This window comes from Thermotoga profunda AZM34c06, from assembly GCF_000828675.1.
GTDB classification, from domain to species: domain Bacteria; phylum Thermotogota; class Thermotogae; order Thermotogales; family DSM-5069; genus Pseudothermotoga_B; species Pseudothermotoga_B profunda.
Genome location: NZ_AP014510.1, coordinates 1,125,446 through 1,149,942 on the forward strand (window position 1 = coordinate 1,125,446; position 24,497 = coordinate 1,149,942).

Annotated in this window: 24 protein-coding genes; 9 read left to right on the plus strand and 15 right to left on the minus strand. The window is 37.9% G+C overall.

Annotated elements, in window-relative coordinates:
* Window positions 1-2: 2 nt before the first annotated feature.
* Genes TSP02S_RS05425 through TSP02S_RS05450 form a run of 6 tightly spaced genes read right to left on the minus strand, consistent with a single transcriptional unit; the run spans window position 3 to window position 3,346 of the window.
* Window positions 3-362, minus strand: a complete 360-nt coding sequence (locus tag TSP02S_RS05425) for a divergent PAP2 family protein (protein WP_041082491.1) — start codon at window positions 360-362, stop codon at window positions 3-5.
* Window positions 355-1,440: a redox-regulated ATPase YchF gene (gene ychF / locus TSP02S_RS05430; RefSeq protein WP_041082494.1), complete on the minus strand. Its 1,086-nt coding sequence runs from the start codon at window positions 1,438-1,440 to the stop codon at window positions 355-357. The genes TSP02S_RS05425 and ychF overlap by 8 nt, the downstream gene beginning before the upstream one ends.
* Window positions 1,440-1,739 (minus strand): DUF1844 domain-containing protein, encoded by a 300-nt coding sequence (locus tag TSP02S_RS05435; protein WP_232503663.1) that lies wholly within the window; start codon window positions 1,737-1,739, stop codon window positions 1,440-1,442. The genes ychF and TSP02S_RS05435 overlap by 1 nt, the downstream gene beginning before the upstream one ends.
* A complete protein-coding gene (locus TSP02S_RS05440) occupies window positions 1,736-2,287 on the minus strand; it encodes a macro domain-containing protein (RefSeq protein ID WP_041082497.1) in 552 nt (183 codons plus the stop codon). The genes TSP02S_RS05435 and TSP02S_RS05440 overlap by 4 nt, the downstream gene beginning before the upstream one ends.
* 9 nt (window positions 2,288-2,296) lie before the next feature.
* Entirely contained in the window at window positions 2,297-2,710 is a 414-nt protein-coding gene (locus TSP02S_RS05445) for an OsmC family protein (RefSeq protein ID WP_082025917.1), read from the minus strand.
* 39 nt (window positions 2,711-2,749) lie between these two features.
* Complete coding sequence (locus TSP02S_RS05450) at window positions 2,750-3,346, minus strand: histidine phosphatase family protein (protein ID WP_041084117.1); 597 nt, start codon at window positions 3,344-3,346, stop codon at window positions 2,750-2,752.
* A gap of 345 nt (window positions 3,347-3,691) precedes the next feature.
* Here TSP02S_RS05450 and TSP02S_RS05455 point away from each other — a divergent pair, with 345 nt between their 5' ends.
* Together TSP02S_RS05455 and TSP02S_RS05460 are read left to right on the plus strand one after the other, a co-directional pair.
* Window positions 3,692-4,474, plus strand: coding sequence for an ABC transporter ATP-binding protein (locus tag TSP02S_RS05455; RefSeq protein ID WP_041082501.1), 783 nt, complete (start codon window positions 3,692-3,694; stop codon window positions 4,472-4,474).
* Between the two features lies 1 nt (window position 4,475).
* On the plus strand, window positions 4,476-5,291 hold the full coding sequence (locus tag TSP02S_RS05460; RefSeq protein ID WP_041082503.1) for an ABC transporter permease: 816 nt from the start codon (window positions 4,476-4,478) through the stop codon (window positions 5,289-5,291).
* Window positions 5,292-5,300: 9 nt separating this feature from the next.
* Here TSP02S_RS05460 and TSP02S_RS05465 read toward each other — a convergent pair whose 3' ends face one another.
* From TSP02S_RS05465 to TSP02S_RS05480, 4 genes are read right to left on the minus strand one after another with little or no spacing between them, the layout of a single operon-like run.
* Window positions 5,301-6,143: a carbohydrate ABC transporter permease gene (locus tag TSP02S_RS05465; RefSeq protein ID WP_041082504.1), complete on the minus strand. Its 843-nt coding sequence runs from the start codon at window positions 6,141-6,143 to the stop codon at window positions 5,301-5,303.
* A complete protein-coding gene (locus TSP02S_RS05470; RefSeq protein ID WP_041082506.1) occupies window positions 6,140-7,027 on the minus strand; it encodes a carbohydrate ABC transporter permease in 888 nt (295 codons plus the stop codon). The genes TSP02S_RS05465 and TSP02S_RS05470 overlap by 4 nt, the downstream gene beginning before the upstream one ends.
* Window positions 7,028-7,086: 59 nt before the next feature.
* Window positions 7,087-8,313, minus strand: coding sequence for an ABC transporter substrate-binding protein (locus tag TSP02S_RS05475; RefSeq protein WP_041082507.1), 1,227 nt, complete (start codon window positions 8,311-8,313; stop codon window positions 7,087-7,089).
* 30 nt (window positions 8,314-8,343) lie between these two features.
* A complete protein-coding gene (locus tag TSP02S_RS05480; protein WP_144380729.1) occupies window positions 8,344-9,516 on the minus strand; it encodes an ROK family transcriptional regulator in 1,173 nt (390 codons plus the stop codon).
* Window positions 9,517-10,015: 499 nt separating this feature from the next.
* On the opposite strand from TSP02S_RS05480, the gene TSP02S_RS05485 reads away from it, so the two are divergent.
* The 4 genes from TSP02S_RS05485 to TSP02S_RS05500 all read left to right on the plus strand — a co-directional run bounded on the left by TSP02S_RS05485 (window position 10,016) and on the right by TSP02S_RS05500 (window position 15,474).
* On the plus strand, window positions 10,016-12,763 hold the full coding sequence (locus TSP02S_RS05485) for a chitobiase/beta-hexosaminidase C-terminal domain-containing protein (protein ID WP_052465331.1): 2,748 nt from the start codon (window positions 10,016-10,018) through the stop codon (window positions 12,761-12,763).
* Window positions 12,764-12,974: 211 nt separating this feature from the next.
* Window positions 12,975-14,504 (plus strand): L-lactate permease, encoded by a 1,530-nt coding sequence (locus TSP02S_RS05490; RefSeq protein WP_041082509.1) that lies wholly within the window; start codon window positions 12,975-12,977, stop codon window positions 14,502-14,504.
* 12 nt (window positions 14,505-14,516) lie between these two features.
* Window positions 14,517-14,918, plus strand: a complete 402-nt coding sequence (locus TSP02S_RS05495; protein ID WP_052465332.1) for an FMN-binding protein — start codon at window positions 14,517-14,519, stop codon at window positions 14,916-14,918.
* 19 nt (window positions 14,919-14,937) lie between these two features.
* A complete protein-coding gene (locus TSP02S_RS05500; RefSeq protein ID WP_041082511.1) occupies window positions 14,938-15,474 on the plus strand; it encodes a VanZ family protein in 537 nt (178 codons plus the stop codon).
* A gap of 3 nt (window positions 15,475-15,477) precedes the next feature.
* On the opposite strand, the gene TSP02S_RS05505 is transcribed toward TSP02S_RS05500, so the two are convergent.
* The 3 genes from TSP02S_RS05505 to TSP02S_RS05515 form a co-directional block, all read right to left on the minus strand.
* Complete coding sequence (locus TSP02S_RS05505) at window positions 15,478-16,857, minus strand: MATE family efflux transporter (protein ID WP_052465333.1); 1,380 nt, start codon at window positions 16,855-16,857, stop codon at window positions 15,478-15,480.
* A gap of 154 nt (window positions 16,858-17,011) precedes the next feature.
* A complete protein-coding gene (locus TSP02S_RS05510) occupies window positions 17,012-17,503 on the minus strand; it encodes a hypothetical protein (protein WP_041082512.1) in 492 nt (163 codons plus the stop codon).
* 4 nt (window positions 17,504-17,507) lie between these two features.
* Entirely contained in the window at window positions 17,508-18,686 is a 1,179-nt protein-coding gene (locus TSP02S_RS05515; RefSeq protein ID WP_041082514.1) for a hypothetical protein, read from the minus strand.
* Between the two features lie 396 nt (window positions 18,687-19,082).
* Here TSP02S_RS05515 and TSP02S_RS05520 point away from each other — a divergent pair, with 396 nt between their 5' ends.
* Window positions 19,083-21,086 carry a methyl-accepting chemotaxis protein gene (locus tag TSP02S_RS05520; protein ID WP_041082516.1) on the plus strand — a complete coding sequence of 668 codons (2,004 nt, stop codon included), beginning with the start codon at window positions 19,083-19,085 and terminating at the stop codon, window positions 21,084-21,086.
* Between the two features lie 103 nt (window positions 21,087-21,189).
* Entirely contained in the window at window positions 21,190-21,390 is a 201-nt protein-coding gene (locus TSP02S_RS05525; protein WP_041082518.1) for a cold-shock protein, read from the plus strand.
* Window positions 21,391-21,455: 65 nt separating this feature from the next.
* On the opposite strand, the gene TSP02S_RS05530 is transcribed toward TSP02S_RS05525, so the two are convergent.
* Both TSP02S_RS05530 and aglA read right to left on the minus strand, forming a co-directional pair.
* Window positions 21,456-21,980 (minus strand): hypothetical protein, encoded by a 525-nt coding sequence (locus TSP02S_RS05530; protein ID WP_041082520.1) that lies wholly within the window; start codon window positions 21,978-21,980, stop codon window positions 21,456-21,458.
* 45 nt (window positions 21,981-22,025) lie between these two features.
* On the minus strand, window positions 22,026-23,474 hold the full coding sequence (aglA, locus tag TSP02S_RS05535; RefSeq protein ID WP_041082522.1) for an alpha-glucosidase AglA: 1,449 nt from the start codon (window positions 23,472-23,474) through the stop codon (window positions 22,026-22,028).
* Window positions 23,475-23,637: 163 nt separating this feature from the next.
* Here aglA and TSP02S_RS05540 point away from each other — a divergent pair, with 163 nt between their 5' ends.
* Window positions 23,638-24,492 (plus strand): GGDEF domain-containing protein, encoded by an 855-nt coding sequence (locus tag TSP02S_RS05540; protein WP_052465334.1) that lies wholly within the window; start codon window positions 23,638-23,640, stop codon window positions 24,490-24,492.
* The last annotated feature ends 5 nt before the right edge of the window (window positions 24,493-24,497 follow it).

The following is a 24,497-nucleotide window of genomic DNA, read 5'->3' on the forward strand; positions in this document are numbered from 1 at the left end:
AATCACCACAATGGTATTCTCGCTGGTAATAAGTGAGCAACCACAAATCCCACTCCAATTCCTGCAAAAGCCTGAGTCCAAGTGTGTCCAAGATCTTCACGAACATATGGTCTCAAATTCACTGCATCGGCTACGACAACCATGAGTAACGCAACAGCAATGGCTGTGACTGGTGAGTCATATCCTGTGCATCTCGCTAAGGAAAAAGCGAGTCCAGACATCGCAGCTGAATGTCCACTTGGCATTCCACCATACTTTTTGAATGCTGAAAACTTTTTAGATGTGAAAACTTTAATCAACTGAGCAACAAGGAACGACAAAACGGTAGATACAATCGCTGTATTTTTGAATAGGTTAACCATGGAATAAAAAATGAACTACATCTCCCTCCTTGATTATGTATTCTTTTCCATGAGCTTTAACAGCTCCAGCTTCTCTCGCATCTTTTAGCGAAGGAAATTTGATCAACTCATCAAATGGAATTACCTCTGCTTTGATGAAACCCTTTTGAATATCGCTGTGTATCATTCCTGCAGCGTCATAAGCACTTGTTCCTTCTTCAATTACCCAACTTCGAGCTTCATTTTTGGTAGCCGTGAGAAAACATATCAATGAAAGTGTCTTTTTGATTTCATCGAAAAATCTATTTTTTAAAGATTTCTCAAAGCCATAAGCCATCAAAAAGTCTTTAGCATCTTCCTTTGTCATATCTTTTACTTCGTACTCTACCTCGGCATTGACCAAGATAAAACCAGCATTTCTTTTCTGCGCGATTTTTTCAACCTGTTCGTAAACACGATCTTCCATACCCCATTCATCGACGTTTGCAACGTATATAACAGGTTTCTCGGTGAGCAAGAACAGAGTATCGATGATCTTCTGTTCATTTTCGTTTCTGCTCAGTGTCAAAGATAGGTTCCCTAATTCGAGATGAGTTTTTAATCTTTCGAGTAAACTGAGTTCATTTCTTGCCTCTGTATCACCAGATTTGGCTTGTTTTGATATTTTTTCTATTCTCTTTTGCACGGTTTCCAAATCTTTCAGGATCAATTCTATTTCTACTACTTCGATATCTCTTTGTGGATCTATATTTCCCATCGGATGAGATACATCGGTTATTTTAAAACATCTCACAACATGAAAGATCATGTCAACCTTACTTATATGATCCAAAAATTGGTTACCCAATCCTTCACCCTTGCTTGCGCCCTTAACGAGTCCAGCAATATCAACTATATTAACGAATGGATAAACCAATTGCTCGGATTTTTCCATCTGAGCCAGTTTTGTCAACCTTTCATCTTCCACTATGAGGACTCCGATATTTGGATCTATGGTACAAAATGGATACTTTTCTGCTGGTACATTCTGGTTCGTCAAAGCGTTAAACAATGTTGACTTACCACTGTTTGGTAACCCTACAATTCCTGCTTTTTTCATTATTTCGCCTCTTTTGACTTGTTATATTGATTGACATAATTCAATTTCAGATTTGCCACGACTCCCTCTAACTCCTTATAGAGTTCTTGATCAATACCTGCTGTAAGAGCTTTCAAAATAGAATCAAGAACATCAATACCAAGCCTTGCTTCGTTCAAGTCTTGACGCATTTCACCATATTCATCTTTTGTCAATCCAAGTCTTGCCCAACAACGTGCAGCAATCGTATTGAAAAAAAGTAATATCAAATCTTGCATCGACAATTTTGGTATTTCTTTTTCTTGATCTATAAGAATCACCTCCAGTTACTTGTGAAGGTTTCAAGAAAGATATCACTTGTCTGCTTGTCTATATTGCACAACCTTATAGTTTTTAAGCCTGTCGACCTGGAGGAAAGATAATCTTTGATAGCTCTTAGAAAAACCAAAGCACAATCTTTCTTAGGAAAACCAAATATACCGCTACTAATAGCAGGGATACTTATTGATTCGACTTTCAACTCATCGGCTTTCATTAAAACATTGGTAATGCAATTATACAGTTTTTCATGCTCATTTCCTTCGCCCCAAACTGGACCAACGGCATGGAGTATATATCTTGCCTTCAATTTTCCTGCTTTTGTCACTGCAACATTAGATACAGGAATTGGTCCATGTTTTTTGATGTATTCATCACTTTCTTTTTGAATATCCTCTCCGCCAGCTCTCACTATTGCTGCCGCCACTCCACCGCCATGATTTAGATACGAATTTGCCGCATTCACAATGGCTTCGGTTTCTTGCAGTGTTATATCATCTTGAACTATCTCCACAACTGCATCTTTAAATTTGAAACTTGCCAAAACCAAAAAATCACCTCACAGATAGACAATTTCGTATGTCAATTGCGCGGCTTTTTTGAGCATACCAGCAACACTGCAATATTTTTCTTGTGACAGTTGAACGGCTTTTTCGACCTGTTCTTTTCGAGGTTGATCTTTGAATTTGAATATATATTTCAAATGGATTTTTGTGTACACTCTTGGATGTTCCTCAGATCTTTCCGCGTTGACTTCCATTTCGAAGCTTTCTATTTCGTCCAAAACCTTCATTTTGCCAAGTATCGATACAACATCCATTCCTGTGCAACCAGTCAGCCCAGCCAAAATTAATTCCATCGGAGTTGGTCCCGCACCAAGGCCTCCACTTTCTTTTTTAACGTCCATCAAAATTTGTCTATTCGAATCTGTGTAAGCGAGAAAGTTCATCTTACCAAGCCATTCGGTCTTCAAATTCATCGCCTCCAATTATATGATACAACATCAGTATACTCATCCTTCAAGATGACACATATCATTCAGATAAAGTATTCTTGGCTGGCTTGTGACATCAATGGCAGTTATAGAAGCATTTTCAAGTTTGAAAGTTTTGTGAAGCGGTATAGGAAGCTTCAAAACCCAGCAAATGAGCATCCTGATTGCAATTGCATGTGAAACGATTATCACATTTTCAAAAGAATTCTGAGTAATTCTTTCGAATGCCTCAACCATTCGTTGTTGTACCTGTTCCAGTGGTTCGACTCCCTGAATTTGAGCTCTTGGATTCGTAGACCATTCATTGTAAAAATCAGCAAATTTTTCAAGAGTTTCCTTCATTGTCAAACCATTCCAGAGTGATATCTCGCACTCGCGCAACATAGAATCTTTGATTGGTGAAATTGAAAGTTTTTTTCCAATTACCTCTGCTGTTTGGTAACTTCGCTTCAGAGGGCTTGTGTATATCGCTTGTATAGGCATGTTAGAAAATCTTTGAGCAAGTCTTTCAGCTTGTTCAAATCCCTCTTTGTTCAATGGTATATCGACATTTCCTTGCCAGATGCCTTTATCATTCCAAGCTGTTTTTGCGTGTCTTACAAGATATATCCTCAAGATCATCACCAAATTTAATGATAACATTAGTGAATGAACACAAAAGTAAAAGTTCAGTTCAAAATGTGAGTCACAAATATCGTCACACATGACTGTCTTATCTAATTCATATATCACAAAAGTTGACAATCTCTATAAAAAAGAGTACAATTGGCAACAGAAAATACAGTGAAAGGGGGTATGCAAGGTGAAAGAGATAATTTATTTAAGCCAAATTTCAATGGCCAAACTGTTGAAATGCCTTGCATTTACCCTCTGGTTACGCCAGTAAGATAGAATTGATGTTGATCAAAGGGGTTGTGCAAGGCACAACCCCTTTTTCTTTTTGAGAAGCGAGGTGATACCATGTTTGCCGTGGAAGTAAATAATGTCAGTAAGTATTTTAAGAAGGGCAAAAAAGAGTCCATATATGCAGTCAATAATGTTTCTTTCAAGGTACAGGAGGGGCAAATTTTTGGCATACTTGGACCAAACGGTTCTGGCAAATCAACATTGATAAGAATGATAGCAACTCTTTTGATTCCAGATGAGGGAAATATAAAAGTGTTTGGTCATGATGTACAGACTGAACCAATCAAGGTACGTAATTTGATTCATCGAGTATCTGTCGAAGCAAGTTTCTTCAAAAAATTATCGGCAAACGAGAATTTATCATTTTCTGCTGGGATTTATGGATTATCAAAAAGATTTTTAACCGATCGCATAGATCAGCTGATGAATTCTATGGGATTTGACAAAAAAAGACTAAAAGATCCCATTGAAGAGTTTTCTCGAGGAATGCAACAAAAAATTTCTATAGCAAGAGCTTTTTTAACTCAACCAAAATTATTACTTCTCGATGAACCGACAACGGGACTTGATCCGAGGGCAAAACTTGAGGTGCAGAAATTGATAATAGAAGCGAACAAAAACGGGAGTACAGTACTTTTGTCGACGCATGATATGAACGAAGCATACCATTTATGTCATGAAATTTTGATAATCCACGAAGGTAAAGTAGTAATAACTGGGGTTCCGAAGCAGCTTGTAGAGAATTTGAAGAAAAAATACCCAGATGCCTCACTGGAAACAGTTTTTCTGGAGTACACAGGTAAATCATATGAAGAATTAGAAACAGAGGCGGTCTGATATGCAAGGTATTATACGCGAAATCAGGGGTGCCTGGGCATTCATTGAAAGAAATTTCAATCTTGTTAAAAGATATTGGAAGTGGGAAGTGGTTTTTTTGGCTTATACGATAGCTAATACTGCAACTATGGGCTTCATAGGAAAAGGTGCAGTGAGTTTTGGAGCAACAATTGATGTAAATTATTTGGTCATGTATATGCTCATAGGTTCAATTCTATGGGGTTATTTATCTGTACTCTTTGAGATCGTTGCCGAGACGGTCGCTTGGGAGAGATGGGAAGATACAATTGAATACACCTTCATGGCTCCAGTTAAAAGGACGACTCATTTGATAAGTGTTTGCTTATTCAGTGTTCTCTATGGGATTCTCAGAAGCGGTTTGATTCTCATATTTGTCTCATTTCTATTCAAACTTAGATTAGTTGGTGCCAATTTCGCAGGAGCAGGATTTGTGTTATTGGTTGCGTCATTATCTTTTATAGGTCTTGGCGTTGCGAGTGCTGTGTTACCGCTCATCTCTCCAGAAAAAGGTGTTCAGGTTGTACACATCTTTCAAGCATTACTTTTGATGTTTTCAGGCGTTTATTATGAAATTGATATTTTACCAGTGTGGATGCAAAAAATAGCCTCATTTTCTCCTGCAACATATGCACTTAGAGGGATGAGAAAAGCCATACTATACGGGAGCGGACAGTTATATGAAGAAATATTTCCATTGCTTGTACTTGGAATCATATTATTACCAATGGGTATAGTGATCTTCGGTTGGTTCGAAAAATACGCAAAACGAAAAGGATTGTTGAAACGTAGCGGGTGATTTGCCCGCTTACGTTCCAGCAAGGCTTCCAGCTAACAATCCTCTCATGAAAAATCTGCCAAGAAAGATATAAACAAGTAATGTTGGCAAAGCAGTGATTAGAGCACCAGCCATTTGTATATTCCATTCGACAAAATAACTTCCAGCGAGATTGTTCAGTGCAACAGTTATTGGTTGAACAGATGGATTTGGTGCAACAATAAGACCAAAGAGAAAATCATTCCAAATAGATGTGAATTGCCATATCATGACTACTGCAAAAGCAGGCATGGAGACAGGCAGGATTATTTTCGTGTATATCTTTGTAAAATTTGCTCCATCTATCTTTGATGCTTCAACGATATCTGTAGGTATTGTTGAATAATAATTTCTAAATATCAAAGTGGTTATGGGTATACCATAAACACAATGTACAAATATCAATCCGGGAATAGAACCATAAAGTTTTATTTTTTGAAGAAGTTGTACAAGTGGTATCAAGATACTCTGGTATGGTATGAACATACCAAATAGAAGTATTGCAAATACTGCATTTGCTCCTTTAAACTTCCATTTTGTCAGGACATAACCATTCATCGACCCAAGCATTGCAGAAATCAAAGTGGCTGGTATTACTAAATAAACACTATTCATGAAATTCTGTGAGAGACCTCTCAAACCGCGTGATGGATCACCTTTCCAAGCACGTACAAAGCTTTCGAATGTAATAGATTTTGGCAAATTCCACATCTCTCTCAAACTGACTTGTTGAAAACTTTTCAAACCAGTGACAAAAAGAACATATATCGGCATCAGATAGAATATTGCAAAAATAACAAGTACAGCATAGAGAACAATTCTTCTGGGTTTCATCGTCTTACCTCCGTTCTGATACTGTGGATCAAATACGGTACGATCAAAACGGCTACAAACAAAAGCAACATTATTGCGACAGCAGCGCCTTGAGAAAAGTAGTTACCCCTGAAAGTTGTGTCGTACATGAATAACGCTGGTACATCACATGAAAAACCTATACCGCTACCGGTCATTGCAAAAACCAGATCAAAAATCTTCAATGAAATATGTCCAAGAATTATCACTGCCCCAAGGGTGATCGGTCTGAGTAATGGTATCACTATGTATCTATACACCTGCATCGTATTTGCGCCATCAAGTTGAGCTGCTTCGTAGAGTTCAGTCGGTATTCCCCTTATACCAGCTAAATACATCGCCATCACATAACCAGACATTTGCCAAACAGCTGCTATCACAACTGCTTTAATACCTATATTTGGATCTGTATACCAACCGCTTTTCAAAAAGGACAGACCAATTTTCTCGAACAACAAGTTTATGCCAACACTTTCCCCGCCAGGTCCGGGATTTAATATCCATCGCCAGACAACACCAGTAACTACAAAAGACACAGCCATTGGAAAAAGATAAATCGTTCTAAATACACTTTCAAAGCGTACTTTTCTATCCAAGAGTATCGCCAATAAAAGTCCTATGGTTATACTTGCTATCAAAAATAATGCAGTGAAAACCACGGTATTTTGCAAAGAGATAGTGAATCTGTAATTTTGGAACAAACGTATATAGTTTCGTAAGCCAACAAAAGTGAAATCAGGAAAAATATCCTTCCAGTTCACCAATGAAACCCATGAGGTCCAACCTATAAAAAAATAAACAAATATGGCTATTAAGATAATTGATGGAAGAATGAATAAGATAGATATCAATCTGTCTTTTTTCATTCACTGCCCTCCATTTGAAGAAAGAGGGAAGGTCGACAAAACCTTCCCTCTGAAGCGTTTTACTGCGCCACACCTTGTCCTATTGCTATGTTTACTAAGGCTTTTTGTGTTACTTTCACATCGGGTCTGGCAACAAACAAAGATATCACATCTTTGAATTCGGTTACCCAACCTTCGGAAGCTGCCGCTCCGTGCATCACACTGGGAACAATCTCATGTTTCAGCCAATCGTCCATGGCAGATCTCTGGTATTCTGGGAATAGACTTTTGTCGACATCTGTTCTTGCAGGAATTGAACCTTTCTTGATGTTAAATGCTACTTGCCCTTCTTTTGAACCAAGCACTTTCAAGAAAGCGATGACAGTTTCTCTATTCTTTGCACCTTTTGGTAAGCCGAAACTATCGGATAGGGCATCAAATATTCCTGCATTTCCTGGTGCCAAGGTCCAGCCAAAATCTTTGAAATTCTTTGCATAGAAATATCCAACTGCCCAATCTCCCATGATATTCATTGCGGCTTTACCTTCAACAATAAGAGCACAAGCCTCATCCCATGTGCGTGCGGCATGATCAGGATTTACATATGTGAGCATCTTAGCAAATGTTTCAAGCGCATCTGTCACACGAGGATCAGACCACTTTGTTTTGCCATTCCACAAACCTTTGTATCCTTCTGCTCCCAATTTTCCAATGAGAACTGTCTCGAATGCATGGGCGGCTTCCCAACCGTCTTTTGTTCCAAGAGCAAACGGAATGATTCCATAAGATTTGAGAGTATCGGCTACTTTGAAGAACTCATCAAAGGTTGTTGGTGGTTTCAGACCGTATTTGTCAAAGATCGCTTTGTTGTACCACAGTACATTTGCTCTGTGGATGTTGACCGGGACTGACCAAAGTTCACCATTGTACGAAACGATGTCAAGAATTCCTTTGGGCATTGTTTTGTCCCAACCTTCTTGTTTGTACAGGAAAGTTATAGGTTCCATGAATCCTGTTTTTACCCAAGTATCGATGAGTTCGTGCCCAGCATGTACTTGGAATGTGTCGGGTGGATCTCCACCGAGCATTCTGGTTTTGAGCACTGCCTTTGCTTGAGCACCAGCGCCGCCAGCAACTGTCGCATTGATGATCTCCACACCTGGGTTGGATTTACTAAAGATGTTGAACAGTTCTTGCAACCCTTCTGCTTCCCCACCAGCGGTCCACCAGCTGAAGATTTCAATTTTTGCTGCGAATGAAACTACAGTGAGAGCCATTGCAAGAAACAAAACCAAATTACGCCACATAAAAACACCTCCCCTTGAGAAGTTGTAATACTATCCCATGAGGTTTGAATCCTCAAGGATCTTATTTATTGCTGCAACATTGCAACCGGGAAGAGATGGCGAAACATTTTTGAAAATCGTATCTCTAAATGTTATGCCACCGAGAAATCCATAGTCATCGATTTTCGTAATTTCCTTGTGGATAAATGACCCAAAGTTCTCCCATAGATTGTTTACCGAACCACCAAAAACAATTATTTGTGGGTTTATCAAATAACCTATGTTTCTCAATGTGAGAGCAAGATTGTTTAGAAAAGTACCTATTAAATGTTTAGCAACCTTGTCTCCAGAAAGCCAAGCTTTTACAAGAAGGTCAAATCTCTCCTTTAAATTACCTTTGGATATATTCATCTTAGATTTCTCAAATTTTTCAACCAGTTTCGAAATAGACAGCAAAGTCTCCACCTCAACGACATTATCCTTGATTTGCAAAATCGTGTGCCCAATTTCTCCTGCAGCAAAATTTGTACCTTTGACAATCTTTCCATTTATCAATATCGCTCCTCCAACACCTTCTCCAAGATACAAGAAGAAAGCGTTGTTGGAATCTTTGATATCACTTGAGAAAAATGACTCAGCAAGTAATGAAAGATTTGAATCATTATCAACGATGATTTCGAAATTTTTCTTGCCGAAATATTCTTTGAAATCTACATTGTGCCAATTTAAATTCGGTGCATATAGCAACTTGTTCTTTTGGCTATCAACGATACCAGGTACCGAAAAGACAATCCTGTTCTTTCTTCTTTTTCCCAATAAATGATTCAAGGTTTTCTCTGACAAAAATTCGTTGATTCGATGTTTAAATTCTTCGAAATTATCCGTTTGGAATGTCTCAAGAACTTCCCAACTTCCATCTAAGAATCCAAGTGCAACTGTTGTTTGCAAAACCTGAACATCAACTATAAGACATGTCATGAAATTTCTTGCAACTCCATAGACAGCAGCTTTTTTTGTATTGGTTTTCATAAAATATTCTTTTTGTTCTATGAAACCTTGATCAACCAGCTCTTCAATTATTCTCCACACAGCACTGTTAGCAAGTCCTATCTTTGCGACAAGTTCTGTTCTACTACTTGGACCGTGTTCAACAAGATATCTCAAGACAAGTTGCTTGTTCATCTTTTTCATGGATTTTGGATCTATCTTTTTCACCGTTTTCACTCTGTCACTCCTCTTAAATATCTTTCTTGAAAAGATTCTCACCTTTATAGTAAATCAGATTTAATAATTATATTCAATCACAGTAGAAAACGTTTGTTATCACTTATTCATAATAGTTATGAAAATAACAGTAATTGGTGCATAATATCTTACTTTTTCTCGTTTTTTCTATGTTTTTCTCTGATTATCTATCTATCCAAGTTGATACTTAGTAAGCCTACACTCAACATTGAGTGAATTTCTGATTCACAGGTTTATCACGCAAAGATTTTTGAAGATAAAGTGAGAAAAACTTTAATTGTAATAGATAATCGCCAACAACAAAAACTATCAATTATTTTTAGCTAATTTTCAATATTGCATACATAAGTAGTATATGATATTTATACTGATGAAAGCTAAAATCTTTCTCAGAAAGATATAAAGTGCTTATTCGAAACCGTAAATCAATAATCGAAAATATAATTTCACTTTGCTATCCTTTAGGGGAGGTGGTGTTATGGGAATCAGGAACAAGATCTGGATTTTGATCGCACTTTCTGTCCTTCTAAGTATTACTGCTTTCAGCGTGAACAAAGTAGAGAATCCAGTTGCATCTGTCCCATCTGGGACGTATGATCTACCGCAGATGGTAACAGTTAGCTCATCTACTCCCGGTGCACAGATTTACTACACCATCGATGGTACAGATCCTCTTTCTTCACAAACAAGGCGGGTTGTTCGTTGGTTCATCAGTGTTAACACTAGCATGACTCTGAAGTTAGTAGCGGTTAAAGATGGAATGGAATCTAGCGATGTAGTAACATATCAGTACATTATAAGAGTTAGCACTCCCAAGGCTTCACCTGGTCCTGGAGATTGGAAAAAACTTCCGGAGAAAATCACGTTATCTTGCGCTACTCCTGGCGCGACGATATATTTTACAACAGACGGAAGCGAACCATCAAGACAAAGCAAAAAATATACTGAACCAATTGTATTAAAAGAAGGTCAACCGAATATCATAAAAGCCATAGCCATAAAAGATGACGGTTCACCAGATAGTTATGTTGCAACATTTGAATACAAAGAAAATCCAAACATAGTTTTGTTAACTGATGTACTTAAACCAGGTGTAGATAGCAATTATGTGATTGAAAAAGTAATTTCAGAGATGTCAATAGACGAGAAAGTAAGGATGGTATGGGGAGCTGCAACATCACAGCTTGGTGCAGCTGGCAATACGTATGCAATACCAAGACTTGGAATAACAAGTATGGAATTAGCTGACGGTCCAGCTGGTTTACGTCTAGGAAGTCTTAGCAGCGGTGGTCGTATTGCAACTGCCTGGCCAAATCCAATGATGCTTGCGTCTACCTGGAATACAGAAATTGTCGAAAGAATAGGTGCTGCAATTGCTGAAGAATGTAAATATTATGGAGTAGATATTATGCTTGGCCCTGGAATGAACATACATAGAGATCCACTTGGTGGGCGTGTTTTCGAGTATTATTCAGAGGATCCATATGTTACTGGGAAAATGGCAGCTGCATGGATAAGAGGTTTGCAAAGAAATGACGTTGGTGCTACCATGAAACATTATGCAGCAAATAATGCTGAAAATAACAGAATGAATATCAACGAAATAATTTCTGAAAGAGCATTGAGAGAAATTTATCTGTTGGGATATGAAATAGCAATAAAAGAATCAAATCCATGGGCTGCAATGGGAGCATATAATAAAGTTAACGGCACTTATTGCACAGAAAATGAGTATCTGATCAAAATTCTTAAAGATGTATTTGGGTTTGGAGGCCTTCTCATGTCAGATTGGGGTGCATACCATAACCCAATTGCATATAAATTTGGATTTGATTTAAACACACCGGGTGGTGAAACACGTCTGCCTGGTCCAGATAGTCTTAAGCAAGCTATAAAAGATGGAACCATAAAAGAAGAAGATATTGATCGTGCAATAGCTACCATACTAAAGATAGTTATTAAAACGGATACTTTCAAAAGGCAGATTTACGATAAAAGCGAATTTGCTTCCAGGACGAAACTTGATGCTGTCATGGCTTCAATGCATTCAAAATTGTCAAAAGAAGCAGCTGCCGAGGGCATGGTTCTACTGAAAAATAATAACACATTGCCTCTGCGCAATGTTAAAACAATAGCAGTCGTGGGTAAAATTGCATATAAAACAGAGTTACCGACAACGTGGGGAAGTCCAGTGAAGGGCATGTATTTTGAAGGAGGAGGAAGCGCAGCAGTTGTTGTTGATATGAACGAAGTTGTAACTATAGTTGATGCTTTGACAGAGAGCGGATTCGTTGTTTTGCAAAAAGCACCAAACGGGGAATATCTGGGCGAAGGTATGAGTGCAGAGGATGCATTACATGTCGCGGAAAACTCTGATATTGGTTTGATTCTAATTGGCAGACCAGGTACAGAGGGAACAGACAATACGCCAGAGACAATGAGAATTAGCCAAGAAGAATTTGAAATGATCAAGAATTTGTCCGATGCTTACCACAAATTTGGCAAGAAAGTGATAGTCCTTTTGAACGTTGCATTACCTATTGAAGTTGATGATTGGGATGATTATGTAGATGCAATTCTGTACATTGGGCTCCCCGGAACATATGGTGCAAGTGCTCTTACGGATATATTAACTGGAAAAGTGAGCCCGTCTGGAAAGTTGGTTGATACATGGCCCATTAAATACGAATACGCACCTACTTTTGGCAATATGCCCCAAGCGAATACATCAGAAATGAAATACGAAGAGGATATTTATGTTGGTTATCGTTACTATGACCTTCATCCAGAGTATGTAAAATATCCATTCGGTTATGGATTGTCGTATACAAACTTCGAATACACATCATTGAAACTTGACAAACAAGTTTTCAACTTATCAAATGAAAATGAAAAGATTTTTGTCACTGTCAAAGTTAAAAACACAGGAAATTTCGCAGGTAAGGAAGTTATACAGCTCTACATCAGAGCAAACGATAGCTCAATACCAAGACCATACAAAGAACTCAAGGGATTTGCAAAAACAAAATTGTTGAACCCCGGTGAAGAAGAAGAAGTAACATTCACAATATCGAAGAGAGATTTGGCATATTTTGATGAAACTGTCCATGACTGGGTTGTAAAACAGGGCTTGTATACGATAATAGTTGGCGGAACTTCTGATAATAAAATACTTGATGAACAAGGCATCAGTGCACAGATTCTTGTCATCAGAAAAGTTCCCTGATGGATAACATCGTGTAATTTTAGGTAGTTAGCGGCACCACTGGTGCCGCTCTTATTTATGAGCCAGAAGAGTATTTTAATTTATTGAAACTTCGCAAGCTACCATTCAAGCGTATGTCAACTTATTCAAATCCAAAAACACCCTCACAAGAATTCTCAAAAAATTGTTGTTTGATGAATTTAAATGTTAATATCAATCAGGAGGGTGTTACTTGGATGGTCTGGTTGCATTTTCACCTGTTTTGATAATATTGCTTGCACTGCTTTTCACCAGAAGTTCTGTTGGTTTAGCAGGGTTGTTCGGCCTGTCAGCTGCGTTTTTCTTATCAGTTTTTTATTTTCAGACATCTATAGAAATACTTTTAAGATCTTTAATTGCGGGTTTTCTTGCATCTTTACCTGTCTCAATGATCGTTGTTGCCTCCCTTTTGCAGTTGACAATAATGGAAACAGGTGGTGCTATGAACACTGTCATTTTGTTCTCAAAGGGTTTGTGTGAAAAAGACAAGATGTTGCAAACTCTTATTCTGGTTGTCGGATTTGGTACAATCCTTTCCTCGATAGGTGCTGTACCCGTAACAGTTATCACACCAGTACTTGTTGCCATGGGTTATTCGTCAATAAAATCAATTTCTCTTGCGGCGTTGGGTTATGACTCACTTTGTACGTACACGATACTTGGTGTACCACTTGTTGTGTTTTCAGACATGATCGGTATCGATTTAATTTCTGCCGCCAAATATTTTTTGCCGTTTGTTTCAGTTGTTTCTTTCAGTATTTCTTTAGCTGTTTTGTACATGGCTGGTGGTATGAATTTTTTGAAGCGTGGCTTTTGGTTGTCTATATTAATTGGAATTATTGCTTTCCTTGGCTCGGAATTCTCCATAATATTGAGAGTACCAGTCATCACTGGACTGATCGTAGGTGTTTTGGTGGTAATCGCCATTATGTCTTTGTACAAACCGAGAAATGGTGAAAATGCCTTTCGCGTCGATAGAAAAATCAATGTCATCAAAGCGATATCACCGTGGTTGATCTTGATAGGCTTCATACTTTTTGTCAATCTCTGTACTCCTGTGAGATTTGCTTTTTATGAATTTCTTTCGATGCCAATTGACTTACTAAGGGGCAAACCTGTTTATCTGAGAGTTTTTTGGCAGGCTTATACATGGATTTTTGTCAGTAGCTTGATATCTATCTTTATATACAAACTGAATAAGCAGCAATTAAAGACGGTTTTCCATAAAACAAAAACGCGTGTGGTTAAACCATTCTGGTCTGCTACGATCTTTTTCTTAATAGCCTATATAATGCTTCATTCTGGTTATCAAAAAACATACAGTGGTTTTGAGCTTCTGAATTTTCAAAACAACATGATTCATGCAATGGCTGCTTCATCAGCAAAGCTTTTCAAAGATCTTTATCCGTTGTTCACACCGTTTCTTGGTGTACTGGGTGGTTTTGTGACTGGCACACAGACATCTGCAACTGCCATGTTTGCAAATTACACTATGGAAACATCCAGATTGCTCAATTTTTCGCCAATTTTCATGACTGCAGCAGTGGCTTTTGGAAGCGGTTTGGCATCGGCGATATCGCCTTCTAAATTGCAAAATGCAGCGGCATCGATTGATAAGATCGGCGAGGAAAGGAAAGTTTTGCCAAAAACCTTCTATGTAGTTTTATTGATGGCTCTTTTAACGGCTTTGGTCAGTTACTTTTTGAGATACCACACATTGTGAGGTGATTTAGTTATGAAACGTTTTTTCAAAATCTTTATAGTGGTGATGATCTGTATATTGGTCTTTGCTACTTTGTTCATGTTGATTTTCAACAGGGGTATGAACCAAATCAAGAAGATAGAGATCAAAGATATAGACCTATCCCAAATCAAAGACGGAGAATATCTTGGACAGTATGCAAATGGACGGTGGCAATACATGGTTAGAGTAATTGTATCTGGCGGAAAAATAAAGAGCATAGAGATTCTCAATGAAAAATCTGGATTCATAGATATGAATATGTATAAACAGGTAAATGATGAAGTAATCAGCAGAGTTTTGAAAAACCAATCCTTAAAGGTAGATGCGGTAACTGGTGCTACTGTCAATACTAAAGCTTTGCTCAAAGCTTTAGAGAATGCTTTGACAAAATAATATTCATGGAAGTGAGAATTTGAGAAAGTGGCTATCGGTAACTTTTTTTGTATTGTTCACTTTATGGATTGGATTGATATTTTATTTTTCCACAAGATTTCCAGCTGAATCAGCAAAGCAAGCGAATTTTGCATATAATTTACTGAAAAAACTGGACAAGACCTTTGATTTCTCAGACACACGTTTTTTTGTCCTGTTGCGATCGACGTTGAATAAACTCTGGTTTGGAGATCGCAGAGCAACGACTATTGAATTTATCAGAAAAAGTGCTCATTTTGGTTTATATCTCTTTCTCGGGGCACTGTGTTTTTTGTTTGGCTTGTTTTATACACAGAAAATCTTCGCGGCTATTTTGCTGGGTCTATCGCTTCCAGCATTGATCGCCTCTCTTGATGAATACAGTCAGCAATACTTTCACAGGGGTGCTTCATTAAATGATGTAATCATAGATATAAGTGGTGCAACTTTTGGAGTAATACTCACTGCACTTATCAGTTTAATTGTGATGCTCATTGTGAAAATAGTAAAAAGAATTAGTTATGGTTCGACACCGTGAAAATTATGGTGAATTCTGCGAAAATTGAATCTTGAGTTTATGAATCACGACTCGGCTCCACGTAAATGCCACAACTGCGTTAGTCAAATTGCCTATAACAATCCCCCACCACACACCACTGAGACCTATTTGAAAGACATTCACCAACAACCAGCAGAAGAAAACCTGCATTATTATCGTTCTGAAAATGGTTATCGCAAGGCTTTTTCCACCATGACCAATTCCTTGAAACATTGCAGAAGTGAACATGCCAAACGGTGTACCTGGCAAGAACAAACTTAGAATCATCAGCGCTTTTACAAGATCTGTGAAGATTATCTTTCCTCTTTCCGAATAAGTGAAAATGAATGCTATTTGTTTGGAAAACAAAAGTATTATTGCCATTATACAAATTCCTATGAAAACACCAAATCTTATTGCAAACAAATGAGCTGTTTCAAGTTTTTTCGCATCTTTTGCGCCGAATGCGGCACCCACAACGGATGTAACGGCCGTTGAAGCGCCTATCATTGGAATTGTTCCTAAATTAATCACCCGCCACGCACTTGTGAAAATGGCAACTCCAAGCTGTCCACCAGCTCTTGTTGCAAAACTATTTAACACAAAAATAGCTACAGACATAGAAATTTGAGCGAATGATGCCGGAACACCTATCTTCAATATGTCTCTGAGCACAGAAAAATCTATTCTGAAATCAAGTAGATTAATGGAAAGATAGGTACTCTTTTTTATGAAAAACCAGTAATATATCAAAAAGCATCCAACTGCAGCAGAGATCACCGTGGCATATGCAGCTCCTTTAACACCAAATTTAAAGGTATATATAAATAAAGGATCAAGGAATATATTAAGGATCGAGCCAATAGATATCGCATACATAGCCCTTTTTGCATCGCCTTCGCCTCGAAGAATTGCGTTACCAACATTACTAAACATAAAGACTATAATAAAGTAAAGAACGTTGTTAGAATAATCTAAGGAAAGCTTTAATACCTCATCTTTTGCTCCCATTAATTTCAGAGCAGGTTTAATGGATAAGATTGAAATGACAGTTAAAATTATACTCAAAATTATAACCAAATAGATTGCCGTTTTAGCTGTCTCATCTGCGGCTCTTTTATTTCCTTGTCCGATTTTTTGTGAGATAACAGCATTCACACCTATCCCTATCCCAGCAGCAAAAGAGATTATTATCATGAAAATAGGAAAAAACATGCCTATAGCTGCCAATGCTTCTGGTCCCAGACCAGCAACCCATATTCCATCTGCAAGATTATAAAGTGTCTGAACAAACATGGCAATCATCATAGGAATGGCAAGTTTTATTATGGCCTTTTTTGGATCTCCAAGTAGCATTTCAACACCTTTTGTGGTTTTTTGCATTTGATCACCTCATAAAAAATTCGTACTAAGAATCATTTTAGCATGACTTGCAAAAATCTCTTGTACTTTTGGCTAATTTATTCATTTTCTCAATTTTTGGAAAAAAACCCCAGTAATTGTCAGCATACTGGGGGTTTTTTGAAGAGATAAAGTGTCACTCAATAAACATGATCATCTGTTTTGCATTTAGGAGCAGTGTTCTAAATTCGTCGTATGTTTCATCTGGTGCAGCCACTATGATAAGATAAAATCCCTTCACGGGTACTTCAAAGATAGTGAATTCAACCCGAACTGATATACCATCGCTCGTTGTGGTACACTCAAAGGTTTTAGAAACATATTCTCGGAAATTCCTATCATTTACAGCTACTATCTGAAAGCCTGATTGTTCAAGATTCTTGCCAATCTCTTCACTGATCATTGAAAGTTCTAAACCTTCTGCAGGTTCTGAGAGTTTCATAATATTTATGACTATGTTCAATTGTTCGTTGAAAACAGATAAACTGGCATCGCTTTCATCATAACTGGTCTCGAAACCATCCAGAACAGCATAGATGTATTCGTTATTTGGATCAACAAAATACTCTGTTGCGAAAAGTGAACCGAAAACGAAAACGACTATCCAAAGAATGGATACCTTTTTCATGAAATCATCTCCCTTGCCTTGATATCGTAATTGACCTTGGTGTTCCGCTCTCTCCAACGGTCCCATAAACTATTTCTTTAACAACAAGACCTTCTGAATCATTGTACCTGACAAACCAAGGATAGAGTGTGCCTGAGTAATAATCTCCGTTTCCGGTGATCTCCAAAATCACAGTCGCTAAAACTCCTCCCTTAGAGACCAAATGCTGGGAGAGTTCAGGATAATGTAGATACTGGTCAATGACATTGAAAGAATAGAAATGAAACCTGAGTTCAATTTGATTCTCGTGAATGTATGCATCGGTATTTATTATTCCTCCAGGTGTCTGCATGGTTCCAATGGCTGTTGTGTAATCAATATGGTTCAATGTCATGGTACCATTGAATCTACCGGCGCTGTCTTGAACTACCCATGTTCCAGTGAGATTTATCATAGTTTTTTGTGCAAATTCTTTCGCTTTCTCTACAAGGTCTGATATATACTCATTATAATTTCTAAGAATATCTTTGATGTATTTTTGTCTGTTTGCCTTCAATTCCATGATGAATTGCGCATACTTTTCTGCTTGATACCTTTCTTCCATACCTGTTCTGAGCATTTCATGAACTTGGGAATCTGATAAATTTTTGTACTGTTCAGATGAGCGGATTATGTAAAAACCTTTTGTGCTTGCACTCATATCATAGGCAGTGATCATGTCATCTCCTCTATCACGGTTTGTCTTATAATTTTGGTACTGAGATTCCTTCAAAGCTCTTTCAAGAATATCTATTCTTGCCGCAGAAAAAACTTCTTTTGCATCGTTGATAAAGCTGACCCACTTCGGAGTTACCAAATCCACGAGCCAGTTCAATGGGTTTAACTTGTCTTTGATCAATTTCTTGAACGCTCTGAATTCGTTCACGTTGTTAAAATCATTAGGTACAGGAGTGTTACACAACTTTTCAAATCCATCCACTTTGACTGTCATCTCGATCAATTTTCGAAGTGTTTTTGTATCTTTCAAGCTATCAAGTGCCATCTTATAAGCTTGGTCTGGAATATCTTTGCCAAATGTGAATTCTTTGATAACTCTAATAATCTGATCTTGACCAATCGTAGCAGCCAGAATTTGATCTGCACTAAAAATCAACGTGAGGCAAATTAAAACAAAATAAGTGCCAAAGAATCTGCCATGGGTCATTTTCGTATCACTCCTTCTTAGAGGTGATTAAAATTTGGTGGGACATGTACCTATAGTATACAATAAAGTCTTCAAATTTTATTGACCAAATTATAAAAATACCTGATAAAATTTATGTGAGTGCTAAAAACCGCATCATTCCTCGGGATTATACTTCAAATTTTAATGCCTTGTTTTGTATTATCTACTTCAACTAATGATTGTTATATAGAGGAAAAACAAGAATAAATTTTTCCTACGACGCACAAACCTATATTATAACAGATTATCTGAAATCACTATGGTGGGTAATTGATTAAAGATGAGATAACAAGCATTTAATCACATCAATTCAACCTAACTCTTTTTCAATAACAATCATTAGTTAAAAAATTAATCAAAAAGGGAGGCAGAATTATGAAAACTCTTAGAGGAAAAATGTTGTTAACTATCCTTGTTCCAGTGACGGCATTACTTGCAATTGTAGCTGTGATCCTGTACTTTCAGATGAGCCAGTCTATGGAAAAAATCGTCGAAAATTCTGCAGGAAAAGTGGTTGATAAATCTGCTGAAGTGATAAGTGAATGGATTGATAGCATAGCGAAAGAAGTGAAAGTTTTTTCCGAAAGAAACGTGATAATAAATGCGCTCAAAACTGGCGAGTGGAAAGATTTGATGGAAAAAGATCTCGCGCCAAAATTGAAAGAAAGGCCTTATTTAGAGATGTTTTTTATTGCTTATCCAGATGGCAATGCCCCAAATACGTTAGGTAGTGTTGCAAATGTGGCAGACAGAGATTACTTCATAAAAATCATGCGACAAGGAGCAAGCCTTGTTGTAAGCGACGCATTGACTTCCAAAGCAACTGGAAAGAACATTTCTACTATTGCCGTTCCAGTGAAAGATGAATCTGGAAAAACAATAGGCCTTTTTGGAGCAACGATTTTGCTTGATACAGTAAGTAAAGTACTCGAAGAGGTAAAACTGACAAAAAACGCACTCGGGTGGGTATGTGACTCCTCTGGGATGATAATCGCAGATACCTCTAAAGAATATGCCATGAAACTCAACATAAAAGAAGCTTCCAAAGTAGGTCTTTCAGATCTTGAAAAAGCCGCTTCAAAGATCCTTGCTGGAGAGAGTGGCTATTTCAGATTGAAAATGCCGGATGGTTCATTTAACGTTAATTACTACGCGCCGATTGAATTTGTCAAAGGTTGGGCACTTGGTGTGGCAATACCCGAAAAAGAAATCATGGCGGACGCGAACAGATTACTCATGATAGTTCTTGTTATGTTCATTGTTCTTGCTGCCATAGTATCTGTGGTCATATTCTTTGTTTCCACGTCGATATCAAAACCCATTAAAGTATTGGCGAATAAAGCAACTGAATTTGGTAAAGGGGATCTAACAGTGAAATTTGAAACAAAAGGCAAAGATGAAGTATCACAGATGGCACAAGCCTTAGAACAAATGGCAGAATCATTGAAAGAATCTATGAGAACAATCCAAGAAGGATCAAACCAGATACATGCATCTTCAGAGAATTTAGCAAGTACAGCTCAAGAAGTGAGTGCAACCAGTGAAGAGTTATCATCACAGATGGAAGAAGTAAACAAATCAGCACAGAATGCAAGTGCATCGATACAAGAAGTGACAAGTGGTATAGAAGAAGTAGCAGCCAGTGCACAGAACGTATCTAAATCAGCTCAAGGATTAACAGAAAAAGCATCAGAGGTGAACAATGCAGCCAAAGAAGGAGAGAAAGCAGTACAGAGTATAGTACAGATAATAAACCAGACCAAAGAGAAATCAACACAAACAGAGAAGGCAGTGAATGAACTGAGTGAAAGGGCAAAGAACATACAAGAGATAGTACAAACAATAAACTCAATAGCAGAACAGACAAACTTATTGGCATTGAATGCAGCGATAGAAGCAGCGAGGGCAGGAGAAGCAGGTAGGGGATTTGCAGTAGTAGCAGATGAGATAAGAAAACTTGCAGAAGAGAGTAAGAAAGCGACAGACAAGATAGGACAGATATTGAATCAGATACAACAAGGAGCACAACAAGCGAGTATAGTTACAACTGAGACGGTGAAGGTAGTAGAGAAGGCAACAGAACAATCTGAGGTAGTAAGAGAAAGGTTAATGAATATTCTAAAACAAGTAGAGACGATAAGTAGTCAGATAGAGAGTTTAGCAGCGAGTGCACAGGAACAGAGTGCAGCAGCACAAGAGATGAGTAGTGCAATGGACAGTGCAACAAAGTCAATAACATCCATAGCACAACAGATAGAAGAGATGACTCAAGCAGTAAAACAACAAGCTGATTCAAGTCAAAGTGTTTCAAGTGCTTCTGAAGAGTTGTCTTCTATCGCTGAAACTCTTGTTGAACAAGTTAGAAAGTTTAAGATTTAAGGAACAAGATGTTGTTGGACGATTTTGACTTTTTTTGTCCAAGGGCGTATAATTTTGTAAGCCCGAAAGGGGTTATTTCGTTTTTGTAGGGAGGAGTTTTACCATGAAAGGTACTGTCAAGTGGTTTGACCCCAAAAAGGGGTATGGTTTCATCACCAAGAAGGAGGGTGGAGATGTTTTTGTCCACTGGTCAGCTTTAGAAATGGACGGCTTCAAAACCCTCAAGGAAGGTCAGGAGGTTGAGTTCGAAATCCAAGATGGTCCAAAAGGTCCTCAAGCAGCCCATGTGAAAGTTGTTGGGTAGTGGCGAAAACCTGACCATAATTAAAGCCCCGCATTTGCGGGGCTTTTTATTTTTTTCATTGTACTTTAGAATTTTATGCTCACATTGGCTCCAACTGGTACAGCTGTGCAATTGCTGGTTCCGTATGTTCTCATCTCTATACCTGCACCAACTCCGATGGCAAATTCACCCACATCAAAAGTATAAAGAGCATTGATTCCGACCACATAACCTAAGCTGGTGAAACTGGTAAAACCGGGTATTGACAAACCACCGTAACCCTTGATTGTGACAGATGAGAAGTCATCGATCGGCAAATTGTACTTAGCGGCAACAAGCAAATCAAGTGCGTACTGAGTACTAACTCCAAGGAAATTTGCGACGTTTGTAGCATCACCAAGGAACCATGCTAATCCTACTCCCCCGCCAATTTCTACACCTTCGGATACTTCATATGTCACCAAGGCACCGAAAGATACATAAGCTGTTGGAGATGCTGTGGTTGGTGTTGCAAACAACACAAAATCATAAGAACCAAAGACATCGATATTAACTTGTGCCAAGGCGATAGCAGAAACCAAGACTGCAAGTAAAACCAACACTTTCTTCATTCACAATTCCTCCCTTCAGAATTGACGATTCTGCCAAAGAGTATATCACAATTTTTGTTTGTTGCTGTAATGGTTTCTCATTTTTTCATTCTCAGGCAAAGATAGAATCTCTTCGATAACTTTCACAGCTTGTTCGTAAGATTTGGTTCTGACGTCTCTCACCAAGAATTCTATCAAGGCTTCTTTGTCTCCATTTATTATAGCATGCAGTGCCCATTCCATTCTAAGCATTCTTGGCAATAAATACATCTTTATGACCTTTTCACTCAACGGTGGATCGATCTTTTCTACATGCCAACCATTTCTGTCAACTGTCGCCGGTACTTCAACTACAACTCCATCTGGTATCTGAGGTATATATCCTTGGTTTGGAACATTTATGACAAATCGCTGAATGTTGTTATTGACAATTGCATCTATAAATGGTATATGTTGTTCTCCACTGAGAGCCGTTGGTGAAGTGAAGACCTTTATTTCTTGTTTTAGTTCTTCTGGTACAGAACCTTTGGGTAAAAATTTGAGATATGATTCCAGAGAAAGGAGTTTAATGGATTTGTTTGTCGAGAGATAGTTTATCGCATCTGTTATCATTTTCAATCTCTCTTGATACCATTTCCAACCGAGTTCTGAATCTGCACCTCCCCAAGGTTCACCATACCATTTCTTTTTTATCTCAAGGTTGTAGTTATACTTCCATGATCCATTTCTTGGTGTATCACCTATAGGCATTTGACCATAGAATTTGTACATATCGATAGAAGCAGGACTTAGTTGAAGATCAAATGGCGTCTTTGGCTTCCATGTTTTTGAGTCTTCATCGATCCATTTTTCGACGAATTTGTAACCATCTTCTCCATCGTAAAAGAATCTGTTAAGCCATATAGCGTGGTTGAACCCTGCAACTTGCCAATCCACTTTCTTCATGTCTAATTCAAGAGCTTCAGCCATTTCATGAACCCCATAATGTCCGTGGCAAAATCCAACAACCTTGATCTTTGAACATCTCTTGATCAAATTTGTGCCTTCGAAAACTGGATTTGCAGTTTGCAAAAGCCAAGCATTTGGACAGAGTTCTTCCATCTTTCTTGCCACATCTACGAAGAATTTCAATTGATTGAAGTTACTGAGCGTGTAATAGTCTGAAACCATGTTGAATTCCTGAGTATCTATTCCACGATAATAGCCGTGTTTTTCTCCAATTTGTCTTGCTTTTTCAAGATAAGTATGTCCACCAACCATCGCAGTGTTTATCACAAAATCTGCGTCTCTCAGCGAATCTTCAAGTCGCGTGGTCTTTTCAAAGCGTAGATCCCCCCCGAGCTCCTTCACATACCTTGTTGCAAGATCATAAACACCATTCAATCTTGTTTCGTCGATATCCATTAACGATACTAAGCTTCCTGCCAAACCTTTTGTCTTGCACAAATCATTCACCAATCTCATAGAAAATACTGCACTGCCCGCTCCGATAATGCTGATCTTAACAGGTGCCATAACTTACCTCCTCTCGTTTATCATCGAAGTTGATGAATCTCAAAAATTCGATTAAAAAATCCTTCCATGTTTAATATTATCACTTCGTTCACTGAATCACAAATTATGATTAATAAAACACTGACATGGGTGTACAATTTATAAGTTGGGGGAGTGTCTCAGAGTGATAAGGGTGGAAAAGAAAGGAAAATCAAAAGGGATCATTCGATCCTTGCTTGTTTTTGTTGCAACTATATTTATTCTTGTCTTACTTTCGAAAGATCAAAATACTCACAAACTCGTTGTCAACCTTGTGATTTTAGATCTTATAGCACGAATCATTATAATGTGTATTCTTTTCAGCTACTCTTATGTCCTTTTGAGATTGGGAGGATTTCTCTTCGCTTATGCAAAAATATTCAGTATCGTGCCTTTTACTTTGAAATTTTCTGAAATAGAGATAATTCTTGAAATAGTTGGTATTACCATGATTGCAACAAGTTTGTTTTTGTTATCGAAAAATATTTTAGGTGATCAGTTGTTCAATTTGGCTTTTTCCGACTCATTAACTGGACTGATGAACAGGCATGCATTTTTAAACCATGTACGAAGGATTCTTAAAACCCTGGCTGAGCGAGATAAAATGGCGGCTGTTATATATATTGACTTGAACAAATTCAAATTCGTCAATGATCGCTATGGCCATCATGTTGGGGATCAGGTATTGGAAACAATAGGCAGAAGAATCAAATCAATGGTGAGAAAAGGCGATCTGGTAGCAAGACTCGGTGGTGATGAGTTTGTGTTTTTTCTATCAGACTCAGATAGAAAAATAGCTGAAGAAGTTACTAAAAGAATAGCTGAGAGGATTTCTTGCCCAATTGTAATTGATGGTGTACAATTTTGCCTTGGAATGAGTGCTGGCATATCGATTTTTCCAAAAGATGGCGAAACGATAGAGGAATTAATCAGAAACGCAGATAAAGCTATGTATAAGGCGAAAGATATGGCAATTGGTTATGTGTTTTCTTCAGAATAAAGAGT

Excerpts from the sequence above, each read along its gene's own strand:
- TSP02S_RS05505 (WP_052465333.1), bottom strand. The coding sequence starts at position 16,857 with ATGCAAAAAACCACAAAAGGTGTTGAAATGCTACTTGGAGATCCAAAA.
- ychF (WP_041082494.1), bottom strand. The coding sequence starts at position 1,440 with ATGAAAAAAGCAGGAATTGTAGGGTTACCAAACAGTGGTAAGTCAACA.
- TSP02S_RS05465 (WP_041082504.1), bottom strand. The coding sequence starts at position 6,143 with ATGAAACCCAGAAGAATTGTTCTCTATGCTGTACTTGTTATTTTTGCA.
- TSP02S_RS05525 (WP_041082518.1), top strand. The coding sequence starts at position 21,190 with ATGAAAGGTACTGTCAAGTGGTTTGACCCCAAAAAGGGGTATGGTTTC.
- TSP02S_RS05485 (WP_052465331.1), top strand. The coding sequence starts at position 10,016 with ATGGGAATCAGGAACAAGATCTGGATTTTGATCGCACTTTCTGTCCTT.
- TSP02S_RS05515 (WP_041082514.1), bottom strand. The coding sequence starts at position 18,686 with ATGACCCATGGCAGATTCTTTGGCACTTATTTTGTTTTAATTTGCCTC.
- TSP02S_RS05460 (WP_041082503.1), top strand. The coding sequence starts at position 4,476 with ATGCAAGGTATTATACGCGAAATCAGGGGTGCCTGGGCATTCATTGAA.
- TSP02S_RS05455 (WP_041082501.1), top strand. The coding sequence starts at position 3,692 with ATGTTTGCCGTGGAAGTAAATAATGTCAGTAAGTATTTTAAGAAGGGC.
- TSP02S_RS05425 (WP_041082491.1), bottom strand. The coding sequence starts at position 362 with ATGGTTAACCTATTCAAAAATACAGCGATTGTATCTACCGTTTTGTCG.
- TSP02S_RS05475 (WP_041082507.1), bottom strand. The coding sequence starts at position 8,313 with ATGTGGCGTAATTTGGTTTTGTTTCTTGCAATGGCTCTCACTGTAGTT.
- TSP02S_RS05520 (WP_041082516.1), top strand. The coding sequence starts at position 19,083 with ATGAAAACTCTTAGAGGAAAAATGTTGTTAACTATCCTTGTTCCAGTG.
- aglA (WP_041082522.1), bottom strand. The coding sequence starts at position 23,474 with ATGGCACCTGTTAAGATCAGCATTATCGGAGCGGGCAGTGCAGTATTT.
- TSP02S_RS05470 (WP_041082506.1), bottom strand. The coding sequence starts at position 7,027 with ATGAAAAAAGACAGATTGATATCTATCTTATTCATTCTTCCATCAATT.
- TSP02S_RS05495 (WP_052465332.1), top strand. The coding sequence starts at position 14,517 with ATGAAACGTTTTTTCAAAATCTTTATAGTGGTGATGATCTGTATATTG.
- TSP02S_RS05530 (WP_041082520.1), bottom strand. The coding sequence starts at position 21,980 with ATGAAGAAAGTGTTGGTTTTACTTGCAGTCTTGGTTTCTGCTATCGCC.
- TSP02S_RS05510 (WP_041082512.1), bottom strand. The coding sequence starts at position 17,503 with ATGAAAAAGGTATCCATTCTTTGGATAGTCGTTTTCGTTTTCGGTTCA.